At 61.0% G+C, this 19969-nt stretch carries 13 protein-coding genes; 9 read left to right on the top strand and 4 right to left on the bottom strand.

Annotation, left to right across the window (positions count from 1 at the left end; all coding sequences use genetic code 11):
- Positions 1 to 31: 31 nt before the first annotated feature.
- Positions 32 to 1246, bottom strand: a complete 1215-nt coding sequence (dapC, locus tag GH656_RS08735; RefSeq protein WP_153075517.1) for a succinyldiaminopimelate transaminase — start codon at positions 1244 to 1246, stop codon at positions 32 to 34.
- Positions 1247 to 1688: 442 nt separating this feature from the next.
- Between dapC and GH656_RS08730 the strand changes: the two genes are divergently transcribed.
- The 5 genes from GH656_RS08730 to def all read left to right on the top strand — a co-directional run bounded on the left by GH656_RS08730 (position 1689) and on the right by def (position 10395).
- Entirely contained in the window at positions 1689 to 2633 is a 945-nt protein-coding gene (locus GH656_RS08730; RefSeq protein WP_153075516.1) for a DMT family transporter, read from the top strand.
- A 168-nt stretch (positions 2634 to 2801) separates the two neighbouring features.
- Positions 2802 to 6323 (top strand): chromosome segregation protein SMC, encoded by a 3522-nt coding sequence (gene smc, locus GH656_RS08725; protein ID WP_153075515.1) that lies wholly within the window; start codon positions 2802 to 2804, stop codon positions 6321 to 6323.
- A gap of 71 nt (positions 6324 to 6394) precedes the next feature.
- Positions 6395 to 7612 (top strand): cell division protein ZipA C-terminal FtsZ-binding domain-containing protein, encoded by a 1218-nt coding sequence (locus GH656_RS08720; RefSeq protein ID WP_153075514.1) that lies wholly within the window; start codon positions 6395 to 6397, stop codon positions 7610 to 7612.
- Between the two features lie 199 nt (positions 7613 to 7811).
- On the top strand, positions 7812 to 9875 hold the full coding sequence (ligA, locus tag GH656_RS08715) for an NAD-dependent DNA ligase LigA (protein ID WP_153075513.1): 2064 nt from the start codon (positions 7812 to 7814) through the stop codon (positions 9873 to 9875).
- Positions 9865 to 10395, top strand: a complete 531-nt coding sequence (def, locus tag GH656_RS08710) for a peptide deformylase (RefSeq protein ID WP_153076614.1) — start codon at positions 9865 to 9867, stop codon at positions 10393 to 10395. The genes ligA and def overlap by 11 nt, the downstream gene beginning before the upstream one ends.
- A 177-nt stretch (positions 10396 to 10572) precedes the next feature.
- Here the strand turns inward: def and GH656_RS08705 are convergent, their stop codons facing one another.
- The 3 genes from GH656_RS08705 to map all read right to left on the bottom strand — a co-directional run bounded on the left by GH656_RS08705 (position 10573) and on the right by map (position 16110).
- Complete coding sequence (locus GH656_RS08705; protein WP_153075512.1) at positions 10573 to 12588, bottom strand: pseudouridine synthase; 2016 nt, start codon at positions 12586 to 12588, stop codon at positions 10573 to 10575.
- Between the two features lie 6 nt (positions 12589 to 12594).
- Positions 12595 to 15237 (bottom strand): [protein-PII] uridylyltransferase, encoded by a 2643-nt coding sequence (locus GH656_RS08700; RefSeq protein WP_153075511.1) that lies wholly within the window; start codon positions 15235 to 15237, stop codon positions 12595 to 12597.
- Between the two features lie 63 nt (positions 15238 to 15300).
- On the bottom strand, positions 15301 to 16110 hold the full coding sequence (map, locus tag GH656_RS08695) for a type I methionyl aminopeptidase (protein WP_153075510.1): 810 nt from the start codon (positions 16108 to 16110) through the stop codon (positions 15301 to 15303).
- Positions 16111 to 16531: 421 nt separating this feature from the next.
- On the opposite strand from map, the gene rpsB reads away from it, so the two are divergent.
- From rpsB to frr, 4 genes are all read left to right on the top strand, one after another.
- Complete coding sequence (rpsB, locus tag GH656_RS08690; protein WP_153075509.1) at positions 16532 to 17284, top strand: 30S ribosomal protein S2; 753 nt, start codon at positions 16532 to 16534, stop codon at positions 17282 to 17284.
- A gap of 184 nt (positions 17285 to 17468) precedes the next feature.
- Positions 17469 to 18350 carry a translation elongation factor Ts gene (tsf, locus tag GH656_RS08685; RefSeq protein ID WP_153075508.1) on the top strand — a complete coding sequence of 294 codons (882 nt, stop codon included), beginning with the start codon at positions 17469 to 17471 and terminating at the stop codon, positions 18348 to 18350.
- A 219-nt stretch (positions 18351 to 18569) separates the two neighbouring features.
- Positions 18570 to 19283, top strand: coding sequence for a UMP kinase (pyrH, locus tag GH656_RS08680; RefSeq protein WP_153075507.1), 714 nt, complete (start codon positions 18570 to 18572; stop codon positions 19281 to 19283).
- 95 nt (positions 19284 to 19378) lie between these two features.
- Positions 19379 to 19939: a ribosome recycling factor gene (gene frr, locus GH656_RS08675; RefSeq protein ID WP_153076613.1), complete on the top strand. Its 561-nt coding sequence runs from the start codon at positions 19379 to 19381 to the stop codon at positions 19937 to 19939.
- Positions 19940 to 19969 lie beyond the last annotated feature (30 nt).

Raw genomic sequence — 19969 nt, 5'->3', positions numbered from 1 at the left:
GGGGGCGGAGTGATGCAAGCGGGATGGCCGCTCAGTGTGCTAGTGCATGGCAGAACTCAACGATGCGCTGCGCGCCCTTGAGGCATTCGCCGGGGCTGGCGACCAGCGCGAGGCGGATGAAGTTGCTGCCAGGGTTGGTGCCATGCGCCGTGCGTGCCAGATAGGAGCCGGGCAAAACCGTCACATTATAGTCAGCGAACAAACGCTGGGCGAATGCCGTATCCGTCAAACCTGTGCGGGAAACATCGGCCCACAGGTAAAACGCCGCATCGGGCAAGCGCACGTCCAGCACGCTGGCCAGCAGTGGTGTGACAGCGGCGAATTTGCGCACGTATTGCGCGCGGTTGTCGCGCACGTGTGCTTCGTCGCGCCAGGCAGCCGTGCTGGCAGCCTGGTAGACCGGCGATAACGCCGCGCCGTGATAGGTGCGATAGAGCAAAAAGCGTTTGAGCAACGCAGCATCACCCGCGACGAAGCCCGAGCGCATGCCTGGCACGTTCGAGCGCTTGGACAAGCTGGAGAGAATTACGAGGCGCTCAAAGCTGCGGCCAAGCTGCTGTGCCGCCTGTAACGCGCCGAGCGGCGGCGCGGCTTCGTCGAAATAAATCTCTGAATAGCACTCGTCCGAAGCGATCACAAAGCCATGCTGGTCCGACAGCGTGAACAATTCGCGCCAGTCGTCGAGGGTTAGCACGGCACCCGTCGGATTGCCTGGTGAGCAGACGTAAAGCAACTGGGTCCGGGCCCAGATATCGCTGGGCACGGCGGCGTAGTCACAGGCGAAATTACGCGCCGGGTTGCTGTTCACGAAATAGGGTTGCGCGCCAGCTAGCAGCGCCGCGCCTTCGTAGATTTGATAGAACGGGTTCGGGCAGAGTACGATCGGCGGGTTTTGCGTGCCGCAGGTTGGGTCCACAACGGCTTGCGCCAGCGAAAACAACGCTTCGCGCGAGCCCGAGACCGGCAGCACTTCGGTGGCTGGATCAAGCAAGGGCAGGTTATAGCGCTGCTTCAGCCAGTCGGCGATGGCTTCGCGCAGCGGCGCGGAGCCCGCCGTGGCGGGATAGGCCGAGAGCCCGTCGAGCGAGGCGACGACGGCTTCGCGGATTAGCGCTGGGGTGGGGTGTTTCGGCTCGCCGATGCCAAAGCTGACCGGCGCGAGAGCGGCTGGGGGCGTGAAGTCCTTGAGCAACGCACGGAGCTTTTCAAACGGATAGGGCTGGAGAGAGTCGAGTCGTGGATTCACTTGGAATGAGATCGTGGCGGGTCGAGAGGGAGTGGACCGGGCCGGGTCGCTGGCAAGACGGCAACAGACGACGCGAGCAGGCACGAGCAGGCAAGGCAGGCGGGGGAGCGGCGCTTCAGCGCGGATGGCGTAGACCCCGCACGCCGCATCGCTACCAGCGCGCGGATTATAGCTTGGCGGCTTGAGCCGCTTGGGGCATTCAGGGCATCTGGTGCCGTTTTTCGTCCCGGCTACCGGGATACATCGCTCATTCAGTTTCGGTTGATTTAGCGGCGCGCCATGCAAAGCCGCCGCCTTCAGGCATTCACAGCAGACGGGCAGGAACGGGAAAGATGCAGGCAATGAAGCAGATGATGGCAACTCACAGCACGCTGCGCGGCAAGCGCATCGTGCTACCGCAGCAAGCCGCACAGCGCACCAGCGCGGCCACCGGAGCTGGACGATGACGCGCCGCTGGCATGTGAGCTGGCCGACGCTGGCCATCATGATGGGGGCCTCGGTGTGGGGCATGATCTGGTACCCGCTGCGGCTGCTGGCCGGACTGGGGCTGAGCGCTACAGCGGCGAGCGCGCTGACCAGTGCCGCGGGCTGTCTGCTGGTGCTGTTGATGCGTTACCGCTCGCTCTCGACGGTGCGCTGGCACTGGCTGCTGCTGGCGTTAGCGCTGGCCGCTGGGGTGACCAACCTGGGGTTTGTCTGGGGCGCGATCCATGGTCAGGTGATGCGGGTGTTGCTGCTGTTCTATCTGACCCCCGCGTGGACTGCGCTGTTTGCACACTTTGTTTTGCGCGAACGCCTGGGCTGGGCCGGGGCCGCGCTCTCCGGGCTGTCGCTGGCGGGTGCGGTGCTGATGCTGTGGTCGCCGCAAGCGGGTGTGCCGTTGCCAGCCAGCCTCGCGGAATGGGCAGGCTTGGCGGGTGGCATGGGCTTTGCGATGAGTAATGTGCTGATCCTGAAAATCAGCCGGGTCTTGCCAGAGATGAAAGGCGAGATGCGGACCGCGACGATATTTGGTGGCGCGGCTATTTTTAGCGCCTGCGCCGCGTTGTTCGAAGGCATGCCCAACCCGCCCACTGGCGCTCATTTAGGCAGCGCGACGCTGCTGGTGCTCGGGCTGGGCCTGGTGCTGGCGGGCAACAACATGTTTGTGCAGTACGGTCTGGCGCGGGTGCCCGCCAACCGGGCGTCGATCATCATGCTGTTCGAGATCGTGGTGACTGCGCTGACGGCATGGCTGTTTGCTGGTGAAACGCCAGGTCCGCGTGAATGGGCCGGTGGAGTTTGCATCGTGCTGGCGTCGATTTTGTCGAGCTGGGTACACCGCACCCGCATACCGCCGCCACAAGTCGGGCCAGAGCGCGAGGACGCGGCACGCTCGATGGTATGATTGCCGCTGCCTTGGGTTTGGCGGCACCGCGTGCAGCACCTGAAATCCAGGCCTGGCGTGACAGCCGTGCCGCTCCGATCTGCTAATAGCGCATGACTGCGCGGCTGCATACGGCAGATACGAGGCACGCTTCCTTCCACTTTCTTCAATTCAACCAGCGATATCGCCGTGCGTCTGACCTCGATCAAACTCGCTGGCTTCAAGTCATTCGTCGATCCCACGCATTTCCAGGTTCCGGGCCAGCTTGTTGGCGTGGTGGGTCCCAATGGCTGTGGCAAATCCAACATTATTGATGCCGTGCGCTGGGTTCTAGGTGAATCACGCGCCTCCGAGCTGCGTGGCGAATCCATGCAGGACGTGATTTTCAATGGCTCAACGGCGCGCAAGCCTGGCAGCCGCGCTAGCGTCGAGCTCGTGTTTGACAATCCGGACGGCCGCGCCGCCGGGCAATGGAGCCAATACGCCGAAATCGCCGTGAAGCGGGTGCTGACCCGCGATGGCACCTCCAGCTACTACATCAACAACCTGCCAGCGCGCCGCCGCGATATTCAGGACATCTTCCTCGGCACAGGTCTTGGGCCACGGGCTTACGCGATCATCGGCCAAGGCATGATCGCGCGGATCATCGAAGCCAAGCCTGAAGAGCTGCGGGTGTTTCTGGAAGAAGCCGCAGGCGTGTCCCGGTACAAGGAGCGCCGCCGCGAAACCGAAAGCCGCCTGAATGACACGCGCGAAAACCTGACACGCGTCGAAGATATCGTGCGTGAGCTGGGCACCAATCTGCAAAAGCTCGAAGCCCAGGCGATCGTGGCGACGAAGTTCAAGGAGCTGCAAGCCGAAGGCGAAGAAAAGCAGCGGTTGTTGTGGCTCTTGCGCAAAACCGAGGCGGCTAACGAGCAGCAGCGCCAGCAGCGTGCGATTGAACAGGCGCAAACCGATCTTGAAGCCCACACCGCGAAGCTGCGTGAAGTCGAACTTGATCTGGAGACGCTACGGGTAGCGCACTACGCGGCGAGCGACGCGCTGCAAGGCACCCAGGGCGCGCTGTACGAAGCGAATGCCGAAGTCAGCCGGCTGGAAGCAGAGATCAAGTTCACGATTGAATCGCGCAACCGGGTGCAAGCGCAGATCGCCGCGCTCGATGCCCAGCGCGAACAGTGGCAGGCGCAGGCCGGCAAAGCCCACGACGATCTGCAGGATGCCGAAGAGCAACTGGCTTGCGCCGAAGAAAAAGCCGCGCAGGCCGAAGACGCCGCCGCCGCCAGACACGACGCACTGCCCGCGCTGGAAACCCGCTGGCGCGACGCACAGGCCCAACTGAATCAAGAGCGCACGGGCATTACGCAAACAGAGCAGGCACTCAAGCTCGAAGCGGCCCATCAGCGCAATGCCGGTCAGCAGCTGCAACAGCTGCAACAGCGTCATGAACGCCTGAAAACGGAAGCGGGCGGGCTCGATGCGCCCGATGCCACCCTGCTTGAGGCGTTGCGTGAGCAACTCGCCGAACACGAAGCCATCCTCGCTGATACCCAAACCCGTCTCGCTGATGCACAAGAGACGCTGCCGCGTCTGGACGGCGAGCGCCGCAGTGCGCAAGAGCGAGTGCAGGCCGAAAGCACGCAGATTCACCAGTTCGAAGCGCGCCTTGCCGCACTGCGGCAGTTGCAGGAAAGCGTGCAAACCGAAGGCAAGATTCAGCCCTGGCTTGAGCGGCACGAACTGGCCACGCTGCCACGGCTGTGGAAAAAGCTGCAGGTCGAAGCGGGCTGGGAGGCCGCGCTCGAAGCCGTATTACGCGAGCGTCTGGCCGCGCTTGAAGTGTCGAATCTCGACTGGGTGAAAGCCTTCGCTTCCGATGCTCCGCCCGCCAAACTGGCGTTTTACGCGCCACCGGGTGCCAGCTTGCCTGCCACGGCAGCCGCACCAAGCCTGCGGCCGTTGCTGTCGCTGGTGCGCATCGACGATGCAGGCTTGCGCGCGGTGCTCAGCGACTGGCTCGGGCAAATTTTCGTGGCTGACGATCTGGCCCAGGCCCTCACGATGCGCGCCCAGTTGCCCGACGGCGCAGCATTCGTCGTCAAGGCCGGGCATGTGGTGACCCGGGTTGGCGTGCAGTTATACGCAGCCGATTCCGAACAGGCCGGAATGCTGGCGCGGCAGCAGGAAATCGACAACCTCACGCGCCAGGTGCGGGCGCAGGCGCTGCTGGCAGACGAAGCCCGGGGCGCGTCGATTCGTGCCGAAGCCGCTTATACCCAGGCCACCCAGGCGCTCACCGAAGTGCGGCAGCAGACAGAGCGCGCGACGCAACGAGTGCACGCGCTGCAAATGGACGTGCTGAAGCTGGGCCAGGCGCACGAACGTTACACGCAGCGCAGCACGCAGATCAGCGAAGAACTGGACGAAATCGCAGCCCAACAGGAAGAGCAACGCGCCTTGCGCAGCGAATCCGAAGCGAATTTCGAGCGCCACGACACTGAACTGGCCGAACGCCAGACACGTTTTGAAGACAACCAGCAGGCGTTTGAAGTGCTGGACGAAGGTTTGACGGCAGCCCGTAGCGAAGCCCGCGACCTTGAGCGAGCCGCGACCGATGCGCGCTTTGCCGCGCGCAACATGGCGAGCCGGATTGACGAGCTCAAACGCAGCATTCAGGTCGCGCATGAACAAAGCGAACGCGTGGCGCTGGCGCTCGAAGACGCCCGCGCTGAGCTCGAAACCATCAACGAGCAGACCGCGCACACCGGCTTGCAGGAAGCGCTTGAAATCCGTGCGCAAAAGGATGAAATCCTGCGCGCAGCGAAGCTCGAGCTTGACGACCTCAGCACTAAGTTGCGTCAGGCCGACGAAAGCCGGTTAACCGCTGAGCGCGCGCTGCAACCGCTGCGCGAGCGCATCACCGAGTTGCAACTGAAAGAGCAGGCCGCGCGTCTGAACGGCGAGCAGTTTGTCGAGCAACTGGCAGCCGCAGGCGTCGATGAAGCCGAGCTCCAGCACAAGCTCACACCAGAGCTGAAACCCTCCTGGCTGCAAGGCGAAGTGACCCGGCTGAATAACGCGATTGCCGCGCTAGGCCCGGTCAACATGGCTGCGCTGGACGAGCTGAAAAGCGCGAGCGAACGCAAAACCTTTCTCGATGCCCAGTCGGCCGATCTGAACCTGGCAATCCAGACACTCGAAGACGCGATTCACAAGATCGACCAGGAAACTCGCACGCTGCTGCAAGGCACCTTCGACGAAGTGAACCGGCATTTCGGCGAGCTCTTTCCGCGCCTTTTTGGTGGCGGTCAGGCGCGGCTGATGATGACGGGCGACGAGATTCTCGATGCTGGCGTGCAGGTGATGGCCCAGCCGCCAGGGAAAAAGAATTCAACCATTCATCTGCTGTCGGGCGGTGAGAAAGCGCTGACCGCGACAGCGCTGGTGTTTGCGATGTTCCAGTTGAATCCCGCGCCGTTCTGTCTGCTCGACGAGGTGGACGCGCCGCTTGATGATGCAAATACCGAACGTTTTGCCAATCTGGTTCGGGCGATGTCGGACAAGACTCAGTTCCTGTTCATCTCGCACAACAAGATCGCAATGGAAATGGCACAGCAACTGATTGGCGTGACGATGCAAGAGCAGGGCGTATCGCGCATCGTCGCCGTTGACATGGAAGCAGCAAGCAGCTTCGTCCAGGGTGCCATGTGAAATGAGGGGGGCGTGCATCGCTATTGCCGCGATGCGCGCTGCAATGAGAAGAATTAGTTGATGGAGTGGGCATGGACGAGTTGACACTCGGTTTGATCGGCGCAGGTGCCGTAGTGGTAGGTGGCGTGGTGTTGTACAACGCATGGCAGGGCGCGAAGGTGCGGCGCCGGATGCCTCAGCCAGCACCGGAAGAAATAGCTGAAACGTTCGCGCGTGCGGACGACGAACCAGGGCCTTTTATCGAGTCCAGCCGGATGCCCGTCCGGCGTGATACGGCACTTGAAGAAGAACGCATTGACGTGGCGCGCGTCGAGCCGGTGTTTGGTGAAGACACCCCGCAGGAAACGGCGGCTGAGCTTCCCGCTGAACCGGACACGGTGGCCAGTGCCAGTGAGGCATCCACCACGGCCAGCGTTAGCGCTGACGAGGAAACCCCCGACGCCGCACTCGCCGCAACCCCGGTGGCCACCCCTACGGTGGTGGACCGGCGGATTGACTGCATCGTGCCACTCGCGCTCGCTACTCCCGTGGCGGGTGACAAGGCGCTGGTACTGGCACAGCGTTTGCGCCGCGCGGGCAACAAGCCCGTGTATATCGAGGGCAAAGCGGAGGGCGCAAGTGAGTGGGAGCCTTTGCAGCACGGCGTGCGCTATGAAGTATTGCGCGCCGCTGTGCAACTGGCGAACCGCAATGGCCCGTTGAACGAGCTCGAATTTTCTGAATTTGTCACCGGCGTGCAGCAGTTCGCTGATGCGCTGGACGCCGCGCCAGAGTTTCCCGACATGATGGAAACCGTGGCGATGGCGCGTGAACTGGACGGTTTTGCCGCGCAGTGCGATGCGCAACTGTCGATCAACGTGCTGTCCGACGGCGCGCCATGGTCGGCCAATTACGTCCAGGCCGTGGCCTCGCAAGATGGCCTGCTGCTCTCACGTGACGGCACGCGCTTTGTCAAGCTCGACGCCAGACAACGCCCGGTGTTCATGCTGCAGTTCGGCGACACCAATTTCCTGCGGGACGACCTGACTTACAAAGGTGGCCAGATGATTGCGCTGGTGCTGGATGTGCCCGTCGCCGACGAAGACATCCTGCCGTTCCGCCTGATTTGCGATTACGCGAAATCGCTCGCTGAACGGATTGGCGGCCGGGTGGTGGACGACCAGCGGCGGCCGTTGCCAGAGAGCGCGCTGCTGGCCATCGAAAAACAGCTGATGACGTTGTACGCCAAGCTCGAACAGGCCGGAATTCCAGCGGGCTCACCCGCTACCCGGCGGCTCTTTAGCCAGTAAGGCTTGAATTTGAACGACGAGAACCGGCGAGCGATGGCCCCTTGGGGTGCCATCGCTCGCCGGTTTTTTGCTGCTTCAACCCTGACTATGTGGTTCTGGCCATTGCCTCATTTGGTCAATTTGGCTATTTGGCCGATGCCGCGGTGAGCGCTTCCTGAGATAATCCGACGTCTGCATTTCACCGGCTCACGCTCATCGCATGGTCTCTCACCCCCCCCCCGCATCACCTTCCGGCTCCAGCGTGGCCGCCACTCGCGTGGCTGCATTGCGGGCCGAACTTGAGCGCGCCAATCACGCGTATTACGTGCTCGATCAGCCCGATCTGCCTGACGCGGAGTACGACCGGCTTTTTGCCGAACTCCAGCAGCTTGAGCAAGCCCATCCTGAACTGATTACCTCTGACTCGCCAACCCAGCGGGTTGGCGGTGAGGTCGCCAGCGGCTTTATGCCGGTGGTGCATGCGTTGCCGATGCTGTCACTGAATAACGGCTTTGCCGACCAGGATATCGCCGCGTTCGACAAACGCACGTCCGACACGCTGGGCAAAGCACCGGTCGAATACGCGTGCGAGTTGAAGTTCGACGGTCTGGCAGTCTCGCTGCGCTATGTCAATGGCCACTTTGTCCAGGCTTCCACGCGCGGTGACGGTGCAACCGGCGAAGACGTGACGGGTAATGTCCGCACGATCCGTTCAATTCCACTGGTGCTCAAAGGCGCGGCAGTGCCAACGGTGCTCGACGTGCGCGGCGAAGTGCTGATGTTCAAGCGCGATTTCGAGCGTCTGAACGCGCGGCAACGCGAGGCCGGGCAGCGCGAGTTTGCCAATCCGCGCAATGCAGCAGCGGGCAGCCTGCGTCAGCTTGATTCGCGCATTTCAGCGCAACGGCCGCTGTCATTTTTTGCGTATGGCATTGGTGTGCTGGAGGGCGCGGAGATGCCGCCCGCCCACAGCGCATTACTTGACTGGTACGACAGGCTGGGCTTGCCGGTTAATCCGCAGCGGGCCGTGGTGACAGGGGTGGATGGGCTGCTGGGGTTTTTCCGCCAGATTGGCGCGCAGCGTGAGGCGCTGCCCTACGACATCGACGGCGTGGTCTACAAGGTGAACCGGCGCGCCGAACAAGAGGCGCTAGGTTTTGTCTCGCGCGCGCCGCGCTTTGCGCTGGCGCACAAGTTCCCAGCGCAAGAAGCGCTGACCCGGCTGCTGGCCATCGACGTCCAGGTGGGCCGCACTGGTGCGATCACCCCCGTGGCCAGGCTTGAGCCGGTGTTCGTGGGCGGCGCGACCGTGACCAATGCGACGTTGCACAACGAAGGTGAAATCCGGCGCAAAGACATCCACATTGGCGACACCGTGATCGTACGGCGCGCCGGCGATGTGATTCCCGAGGTGGTGAGTGCACTCATCGAGCGCCGCCCGCCAGATGCCCGTGAGTTCGTGATGCCGGTGCAATGCCCCGAGTGCGGCTCAGCGATTGAGCGCTTGCCTGACGAAGTGATCGCGCGCTGCACGGGTGGCCTCTTTTGCCCGGCGCAGCGCAAGCAGGCGCTGTGGCATTTTGCCCAGCGCCGCGCGCTGAATATCGACGGCCTGGGCGAAAAAATCATTGATCAACTGGTCGAACAAAACCTGGTGCGTACGCCGGCCGATCTGTTCAACCTGGGGTTTGCGACGCTTGCAGCGCTGGAGCGTTTTGCGGATAAATCCGCACAGAACCTGCTTGATTCACTGGAAAAAGCCAGGCACACCTCGCTCGCCCGTTTTATCTACGCGCTGGGTATCCGTCACGTGGGCGAATCCACCGCGAAAGATCTTGCCCGCTATTTCGGCTCACTAGATCCGCTGATGGACGCGCCCGTGGACGAGCTGCTGCAAGTCAATGACGTTGGGCCCATCGTCGCGGAGTCCTTGCGCCAGTTTTTTGCCGAAGCGCATAACCGCGTTGTCATCGAGCAATTGCGGGCACCCGGCCGGGTGACCTGGTTGGAAGGGCCGCCTGCACCCAAAGCGCCGCAAGGCGTGCTGGCAGGCAAGACGGTAGTGCTCACCGGCACCTTGCCCAATCTCTCGCGTGAAGTGGCCAAAGAGATGCTGGAGAAAGCCGGGGCGAAAGTAGCGGGGTCGGTGTCGAAAAAAACGGACTACGTGATTGCCGGAGCGGAAGCAGGCAGCAAGCTCGAGAAAGCGGAGGCACTAGGCGTTCCGGTACTCGATGAAGAGGGTATGCACAAGCTTTTGGAGGGACATGCAGATGATTCGTGAAATTCTGAAGATGGGTGATCCGCGGCTGCTACGCATTGCCCAGCCGGTGGACCATTTCGATACGCCTGAGCTGCACCAGCTCATCGCCGATATGTTCGACACCATGCGCGATGCCGATGGCGCAGGCCTGGCCGCACCGCAAATCGGCGTTGACCTGCAGGTGGTGATCTTTGGCTTTGGCAGTAACGAGCGCTATCCGGATGCCGCGCCGGTGCCCGAAACGGTGCTGATTAATCCGCTGGTCACGCCGTTGTCGCAGGACATGGAAGAGGGCTGGGAAGGGTGCCTGTCCGTGCCGGGGCTAAGGGGCGCGGTGAACCGGTTTTCGATGATTCGCTACGAAGGCTACGACCAGTACGGCACGCCGCTCGAACGTGTCGCACAAGGGTTTCATGCGCGCGTGGTTCAGCACGAATGCGACCACCTGATTGGCAAGCTGTATCCGATGCGGATTACCGATTTTTCGAAGTTTGGTTTTAATGAGGTGCTATTTCCAGAGCTGGATCTGGACGAGGACTGAAGCCAGGCATGCGTATGCCGTATGCCGGCATGTCGCATGCACCGTGAACCTCCGCTGCAATGACAAACACCCCAAAGCCTGGATCAGATTAGCGTCCAGTTTTTTTGGGGTGTTTGTCATTGCAGCGGGGAGGTACAGCGAAGTCACGCGACGGCTACACCGCAGCGTGACTCTTCCTTAGAACGCCTCATCTGCGGCCAGATAGCGCCACTGGCCGGGTGGCAGCGCGCCAAGCGACACCTGGCCGATACGCACGCGTTTCAGGCCAACCACGTGCAGGCCAACCAGCTCGCACATACGGCGGATCTGCCGTTTCTTCCCTTCACGCAGGACAAAGCGCAGTTGCTCGCCGTTTTGCCAGGTGACACTGGCTGGCTTGAGTGGCACTTCGTCAAGCTCAAGGCCATGACATAACAACGCGAGCGATGCAGCCGGAAAGTGCTGCTCCACATCGGTGGCGATATCGCCATACGTGACACGCACCAGATATTCCTTGTCCACCAGCGAATGCCCGCCGACTAAACGTTTGGCGACCCGTCCATCCTGGGTCAAAACTAGCAAGCCGGTGGAGTCGATATCCAGACGGCCAGCGGGTGCCAGCGTGCGCAAATGCGTGATGGAAAAAGCGATACCCGATGGATCACCTTCCCAGCGGTTTTCTGGCGTGACTAGCGTCACGGCTGGCTGATAACCATCTTCTGCCTGGCCGGAGACATAGCCGACGGTTTTATGCACCAGGATCGTGACCTGCTTTTGCTGCATCGCCTGGGCCGCTGGATCAATTTCGATACGCTGATCGGGACGCACCCGGATGCCCAGCGTGTCGATCCGCTCGCCATCCACCAGCACCCAGCCGTTTTCGATCCATTCGTCGGCTTCCCTGCGCGAGCAAAGACCGAGTTCCGACATCAGCTTCGACAGGCGCAGCATGCCTGGCGTGTCGCTGAATTCACGCAGAGCGTGAGGCGCGGTTTCGTGCCGGGGCTCACTGCTGCGCTCGGGGCGGTTTGAATGTGCTGGCCGTTCTGAGCGTGCGTTTGCTGATGCACGGTGAGGTGGCCGCGCGCTGGAATCGCTGCGGGATGGGCGGACTTCGCCGCCAAAACGCGGTGCGCTGGCGCTGCGGTCGTTTCTGTCGCCTGGCCGTGGTGCGCGTGTGCCAGTGCCCCGATCGGTGCGCTCGCCGCGTTCAAAGCGCGCAGGGCGTTCGGTGGCATCGCTTGAACGGCGTGGCGCTGAGTTAAATGAGCTCCCCCGTTCACCCCGATCGGTGCGCTCGCCGCGTTCAAAGCGCGCAGGGCGTTCGGTGGCATCGCCTGAACGGCGTGGCGCTGAGTTAAATGAGCTCCCCCGTTCACCCCGATCGGTGCGCTCGCCGCGCTCAAAGCGTGCAGGGCGTTCGGTGGCATCGCCTGAACGGCGTGGCGCTGAGTTAAATGAGCTCCCGCGTTCACCGCGTTCCGCATAAGTGCTTTTCACCGGCCGGGCAAACGTGCGCTCACCCCGTTCAGATGACGGGCGAGCCCGGCGCTCTTCACCCGGCGTGGCCGCCGGATTCCGTTCGTTACCAAAGCGCGAGCGGGTTTCGTCATACCGTGCAGGCCGTGCCGGGCGTTCGCCACGCGCGAATGTGCCCGTGCCAGATGGCGTCCGGGGGCCGCTGCGCACGCGGCGTTCGTCGCTGCCAGACGCTGTCTCGCCGTAAGGGCGGCGCGCGCCTGCTTCGCGTGGTGCGCGTCCGCGCTCGCCGTAACCACGTTCCGTCTCATTGCGGCGCGGACCGTCTGGCCCGCCGTCACGGCGTGGCCGCTGATCGGCAAAGCTGCGTGGCGCACGCGCGCCAGCGCTGGCATTAGAACGCTCACGCGTAGGCGCGCCTTCGGCGCGAGCCGGACGTGTCTGAGTGCGTGGCGCGCCACGATCGGGCGCAGAACTGCGCCGCTCACCGGCGCTATAGCCACCACCACCCGGGGCGCGGCTGGTAGGCCGCTGACCTGCACCGCCAGCGGATGAGGCACCGGTGCGTGGTGCACCGGATGGCGTGCGACGCGGCGCACCGCTCGCAGGTGCTGCGCCGCCAGAAGGAGGCGTAGCCGGACGCGCTGGCTTACGCCCAGCAGTGCTGCCAGTACGAACTGGCGCACGCTGGGAGGATGCCGGTCGCGGATGCTTGGCGGTTAATTTTGCTCGCATGGAATCTCACACTGCGATCGCGCGCAGCAGTTCGGTTTCGACCTGGATTTGCCGGCGGTTGTCCGAGAGGCTGTTTCCATCCAGCAGAAACACGTCCTCGACACGTTCGCCAAGCGTATTGATCCGCGCCGCATGGACGCCGACCCGGTGCTCAGCCAGCACGCGCGCGATCGAATAAAGAAGGCCTGGCCGGTCGTTTGCCGAGACGGACAGGATGTAGTACTGGCCACGCTCATCGGCCCGAAGGTCGACGCGTGGAATGACCGGGAACGTCCGTGACTGGCGTGACAGACGTCCCCTTGAGGGTTCAGGCAGCAACGGGCTATCAGCGAGCAGGCGTGCGCCTAGCTCCTGTTCGACCAGGTTGGCGATGTCGCGGTAATGAACCCCATGCCCGGTATGAGCGACGAGGAAGTTATCGAGGGCATAACCGTGCTGGGTAGTGTTAATCCGGGCATCGAGCACCGACAGCGCGCTGCGGTCGAAATACGCGCAAATGCTGGCAAAGAGATCAGCTCGGTCCTGGACATACACCAACACCTGCAAGGCTTCGCCAATAGGCGCAGGACGCGCTCGCACGAGTGGCACCGGGCTAGTCACATGGCGATACAGCATGCGGGTTTGCCATGCGATATCGGCTGCGTCGTGGCGCAGGAAATACGCGACATCGAGCTGATTCCACAAGGCCTGATGCGCATGCTCCGGGACGGTTTCCAGCCGCAGCAGCGCCAGCGCTTCTTGCTGGCGGGTTTTCAGCGCTGAATGCGCATCAAGCGGAGCGCCGCCCAGCACTGCCAGCGTGGCGCGATAGAGGTCTTCGAGCAGCTTGCCTTTCCATGCGTTCCAGACTTTCGGGCTGGTGCCGCGAATATCGGCCACGGTCAGCAGATACAGCGCGCTGAGCCGCCGCTCATTGCCGACCAGTTGGGCAAAGCGTTTGATGACTTCCGGGTCGCTCGTGTCCTGCTTTTGCGCGACCTGGCTCATGGTCAGGTGATGCTGGACCAGCCACACCACCAGCGCGCCGTCATCGCCCGTGATCTCGTGCGCCACGCAAAAGCGCCGCGCGTCGACCATGCCAAGCGTCGAATGATCGCCGCCCCGGCCCTTGGCGATATCGTGAAACAGCGCGGCGACATACAGCACCCACGGGCGCTCGAAGTTGGCGCTGAGCTGGCTGCAAAACGGATATTCGTGCGCGTGATCCGCAACCGAGAAGCGGCGCAGGTTACGCACCACCATCAGAATGTGCTGATCGACGGTATAGACGTGATACAGGTCGTGCTGCATTTGCCCGACGATGCGGCGAAAGTTCAGCAGATAGCGTCCCAGCACGCTGGTCTGGTTCATCAGGCGCAGTGCGTGCGTGATGCCATAAGGCTGCTGCAGGATCGACAGAAACAAGCGGCGGTTTTCTGCTGCGCGACGCCATTGCAGGTCCATCACGTCACGGGCGTTGTACAGCGCGCGCAGCGTCCGGGCCGACAGGCCCTTGATGCCAGGCGTCTGCTCGTACAGTAAAAAAGCCTCAAGAATCGCGTTGGGTTCACGCTGAAACACATCGTCGCGGGTGATTTCGAGCATGCCCTGCTTTTCGACGAAACGCTCGCACAACACCCGCGTGACGCCGCTCGTGCTGGGAAAGAGCTGGGCCTCGATGTTCTGGATCAGGATCGTGGAAAGCTGGGTGACCGCTTTGGCCGCCCAGTAATAACGCCGCATCAGTTGCTCGCTGGCGCGCCGCGCGGTGCTGGTGCGGTAGCCGAAACTGCTGGCTACAGGGTCTTGCAAGTCGAAAATCAGGATGTCCTGGCGGCGTTTGGCGATCACATGCAGCCGCGCCCGGAGTGTCTTGAGAAAGGCTTCGTTGCGATGCAGCTCGCGCGCTTCGCGGCGGGTGATGAGCCCGAGCGTGTCTAGTTCCCTCCAGCTACTGCCAAAGCCTGCTGCACGCGTGACCCAGAGAATCAGTTGCAGATCGCGCAACCCGCCCGGACTTTCCTTGAGATTGGGTTCAAGCGCATAGGGCGTGTCCTGAAATTTGGCATGACGCTGACGCATCTCCAGCACCTTGGCCTGGAAAAAAGCGCGTGGATCAAGTGCTTCCCGGTAGCGCCGGGTGAAGTCCTCCGTGAGCGGCATGCTTCCCGCGAGATGCCGGGCCTCAAGCAATGAGGTGCGCACGGTAATGTCCTGGGCGGCTTCATCGAGACATTGGGACACGGTGCGCACACTGCTGCCTAACTCCAGTCCGAGATCCCACGCGAAGCCGATGAATTGCTCGACGCGCTCTTCAAGCGTGGCTTGGGGCTCAGGCGCAAGTTTCTGGCCGGATGGTGCGGATGCCGGGCTGTCTGGCAGCAGCACCAGAATATCGATATCGGAATAGGGTGCCAGTTCATCGCGGCCATACCCGCCGACGGCTAGAAGTGCCGCCCCGGCGGGGACCTGGCAGGCTTCCCATGCCTGGAGCAAGGTGTGGTCGGTCAAACGGGCGAGCGAGCGCATCGTGCTATCAACGCGAGGGGTGTTTTCGATACGCTCGAGAATCTGCGTCTTGGCCGCCCGGTAGTCTGCCTTGAGCGACATAGCGGCATGGGTCGCGGCGCTAGTCGTGGCACAAGAACCGGGGGGCGAGGCGTGGCTCATGAAGAACGGGGCGGCATGTGGCGCAGACGAAAGACGTGGAAGGGAGGCACAGGCCAGTGCTGCTTAGGCCGCGGCTGCGACGAGAGCTGGACGGGCGGGCGAACCGGCTGACACGGTGAGCACGTCATAGCCGGTTTCGGTGACCAGCACGGTGTGCTCCCATTGCGCGGACAAGCTGCGGTCTTTGGTTTTGACGGTCCATTGATCCGGCATCGTGCGAATTTCGCGCCGTCCGGCGTTAATCATGGGCTCGATGGTGAAAATCATGCCTGCCTGCAGCTCGAGCCCGGTGCCGGGGCGGCCGTAATGGAGGATTTGCGGATCTTCGTGAAACACCGTACCGATGCCGTGGCCGCAGTATTCGCGCACGACGCTATAACCCTGGCCCTCGGCATGGCGCTGAATGGCATGGCCGATATCGCCCAGGTGCGCCCCTGGGCGCACCTGGGCGATGCCGAGCCACATGCATTCGTAGGTGGTTTGCGCCAGCTTGCGCGCGAGAATCGAGCCTTCGCCGACGATAAACATCCGGCTGGTATCGCCGAAATAACCGTCTTTGATAACGGTGACATCGATATTGAGGGCATCGCCGTTTTTCAGCACTTTGTCGCCGGGAATACCGTGACAGATCACGTCATTGACTGAAATGCAGGTGGCTTTGGGGTAGGGCGGATAGCCAGGCGGCTGGTAATTAAGGGGTGCCGGGATCGTGCCTTGCTGTTGCAGCATGTATTCGTGGCACAGGCGGTCAAGCTCGCCGGTGCTGATGCCGGCTGCGATGAACGGGGTGATGTAGTCGAGCACTTCGCTCGCAAGGCGGCAAGCTACCCGCATTTGCGCAATATCGTGTTCGTTCTTGAGCGTAATCGACATAAGTGGGGGCCGGATCTGGGAGGCAAATATTCCGGGATTATCGCACCATCTGGTGAGCTCCGTAGACCTTCGTAAACGTTAACCCGGCGTGTTTTGTTTAAATCCGGGTCTTTTTTGTTATAGCTTTGCCGCAAGCCAGGTGCTTAGGGGAGCTGTTTGGCGGCTTGAGTCGTGTGCGGCGTGCGTGCTATACTCTTTGGCTAGGTCGCCTCTATTGCCGTTATTTGCCAAATTTATGGCTGATTTAGCTTTTTTGGCGGCGCTAGCTAGTAAGAAAGAAGCAGTTCAGCAGTAAAAACCACTTGCTGCACACTCGCAAGCCGGTGCATCCAGGGTGTTTGCAGTATTGGCCTTCCATCAGGCGGAGGTTATACGGCAGATACGGCAATCGGCTTAAGACCCAACCCTCGCGGAGTTTTTCATGGCAATTACCATGCGTCAAATGCTGGAAGCAGGTGTCCACTTTGGTCACCAGACACGCTTCTGGAACCCGAAGATGGCTCCTTTCATCTTCGGTCATCGCAACAAAATCCACATTATCAACCTCGAAAAAACGCTGCCGATGTACAACGACGCGCTGAAGTACGTGCGTCAACTGGCAGCTAATCGCGGCACCATCCTGTTCGTTGGCACCAAGCGCCAGTCGCGCGACACCATCGCTGAAGAAGCGCTGCGCGCAGGCATGCCTTATGTCAATGCACGCTGGCTCGGCGGCATGATGACCAACTTCAAGACGCTGAAAGTGTCGATCAAGCGCCTGAAAGAAATGGAAGCCGCTGTTGAGGCCGGCGATCTCGAGCGCATGAGCAAGAAAGAAGCGCTGCTGTTTGAACGCGAAATCGCCAAGCTGCAAAAGTCGATTGGCGGCGTGAAAGACATGGGCGGCATTCCTGACGCAATTTTCGTGGTCGACGTTGGTTACCACAAAATTGCCGTGACGGAAGCGAAGAAGCTCGGCGTGCCAGTGATCGCAGTGGTTGACACGAACCACTCGCCAGAAGGCATCGATTACGTGATTCCAGGTAACGACGACGCCAGCAAGGCTGTTGCCCTGTACACGCAAGGCGTGGCTGACGCGATCCTCGAAGGCCGTTCGAACGCAGTGAATGAAGTGGTTCAGGCGGCACGTGGTGGTGACGGCGACGAGTTCGTCGAGGTCAGCGCGGAAGCGTAAAGCTACCCCGCGTCCGGCAAAAAAGGGGGCTTTCTACAGGCCCCCTTTTTTTAAGCCGTGATAGTGACGCTGCCGTAGGTCAAGTAAAAAATATCTGCGTGACGGCGAAACGAATTCTTGCCGCCTGTATCGAAGTGCGGGCGGTGTGTAAAAGACAGACTCAGACAGACTCAAGGAGCAAACGATGGCGGCAATTACCGCAAGCATGGTTGCAGAACTGCGCGCAAAAACTGATGCGCCGATGATGGAATGCAAGAAAGCACTGACAGAAGCAGACGGGGATATGGCGCGCGCTGAAGAGCTGCTGCGCGTCAAGCTGGGCAACAAGGCAAGCAAGGCCGCATCGCGCGTGACTGCTGAAGGCGTGATCTCGTCGTTCATGGGCGGTAATGTGGGTGCCATTGTCGAGTTGAACTGCGAAACCGACTTCGTGTCGAAAAACGACGATTTCATTGCCTTCGCTAAAACAGTGGCTGAGCTGGTGACAAAGCACAATCCGGCTGATGTCGCTGCGCTGTCCGCGCTGCCGCTGGACGGCTCGACCGTTGACGCGATTCGCCTCGCGCTGGTTGGCAAGATTGGTGAAAATCTGTCGATTCGCCGTTTTGCCCGTTTTGAAACCACAGGCAAGCTGGCGGCCTATCTGCATGGCGCACGTATTGGCGTGCTGGTCGAGTACACCGGTGCCGACGAGCAGATTGGTAAAGATGTTGCGATGCACATCGCGGCGATGAAGCCAGTTGCATTGTCGTCGAAAGATGTTCCTGCTGAGCTGATCGCCACCGAGCGCAGCATCGCTGAGCAAAAAGCGGCCGAATCGGGCAAGCCTGCCGAGATCGTGTCGAAGATGGTGGAAGGCAGCGTGCAAAAGTATCTGAAAGAAGTGTCGCTGCTTGATCAGACTTTCGTGAAAAACGACAAGCAGACAATCGAGCAAATGTTGAAAGCTGCGGGTGCCAGCGTGCAGAAATTTGCCTTGTTCGTGGTCGGAGAGGGCATTGAGAAGCGCCAGGACGACTTTGCGGCCGAAGTGGCAGCCCAGGTCGCTGCAGCCAAACAGCAGTAAGTTTTAGCAGGTTTGTTGCCGGGCTACAGCAGGCGTTCTGTTCTGCTGTAGCCCGCAGCCATCATCAGGCTGCGCTGTTCCGGTCAAGTTTTTGCTGTATTTCCCAGTTTGTTGCGCAGTCACTTCCGGCCAGGTTTCAGGGTGTGCTGCGTGTATGTCTGGCCGAATTATTCCTGTAGCTTCATCTACCGTCCTTTCTGCGCGATCTGGATATCTCCTATGCCCACTGCCTATAAACGCGTTTTGCTTAAACTGTCCGGTGAAGCTTTAATGGGCGACGACGCCTTTGGCATTAATCGGGCAACCATCGAGCGCATGGTGGCCGATGTCGCTGAAGTCGTGCAGCTTGGCATCCAGCTTGCGGTAGTGATTGGCGGTGGCAATATTTTTCGCGGTGTCGCGGGCGGAGCGGCCGGCATGGACCGCGCCACTGCCGATTACATGGGCATGCTGGCGACGATGATGAACGCGCTGGCCTTGCAGGACGCGATGCGCCATGCCGGCATTGAAGCGCGGGTGCAGTCCGCGTTGCGGATGGATCAGGTGGTCGAGCCTTATATCCGGCCACGTGCGATTCGCCAGCTTGAAGAGGGCAAAGTAGTGATTTTTGCCGCAGGCACCGGCAATCCATTTTTCACGACAGATACTGCCGCCGCGCTGCGCGGCTCGGAGATTGGCGCTGAGGTTGTGCTGAAAGCGACCAAGGTCGATGGCGTTTATTCCGCTGATCCGAAAAAAGATCCCGGCGCTACGCGCTACACCACGATTAGTTTTGATGAAGCCATCAGCCGGAATCTTCAGGTGATGGATGCAACGGCTTTCGCGCTATGCCGCGACCAGAAATTGCCGATTCGTGTGTTTTCAATTGTTAAACCGGGTGCGTTGATGCGCATCGTGCAAGGCGTGGACGAAGGGACGCTGGTCCACGTGTAAGCTCTCGTCCTTGACGTGGGTTTTAACGCGGGCCTTGGCTGCTGCTTTCGGCGTTGGCCGGTTCGCACTGTTTTGAAGAGTTCGGAGGTTTAAAAATGTCTGTGGCTGAAGTTACCAAGAGTGTTGAGCAGAAAATGCAGCGCTCGATTGATGCATTCAAAAACGATCTGTCGAAAATCCGTACAGGTCGTGCGCATACCGGCTTGCTGGATCATATTCAGGTCGATTATTACGGCTCGCCAGTGCCTATTTCCCAGGTAGCCAACATGACGCTGATCGACGCTCGTACGATCGGCGTTCAGCCATGGGAAAAGAACATGGTCACAGTGGTTGAAAAAGCGATTCGTGATTCTGACCTGGGCCTGAACCCCGCGACACAAGGCGACATGATTCGCGTACCAATGCCAGCGTTGACCGAAGAGCGTCGCCGTGAACTGGCCAAGGTAGTGAAAAGCGAAGGCGAAACGGCGAAAGTCGCCGTGCGTAACTTGCGCCGCGATGCCAATGAGCAATTAAAAAAACTCGTCAAAGACAAAGAGATTTCCGAAGACGACGAGCGTCGTGGTGGCGATGATGTGCAAAAACTGACCGACAAGTCTGTGACCGAAATCGACAAACTGGTCCAGACCAAAGAAGCCGAGATCATGACGGTGTAATGCACGCCGTCTGAGTATCTTGATGGACTT

The sequence above is a fragment of the Paraburkholderia bonniea genome (genome assembly GCF_009455625.1).
Lineage (GTDB): Bacteria > Pseudomonadota > Gammaproteobacteria > Burkholderiales > Burkholderiaceae > Paraburkholderia > Paraburkholderia bonniea.
The sequence above is the reverse complement of the archived record's forward strand: the minus strand, read 5'-3'. Positions and strand labels throughout refer to the sequence as shown.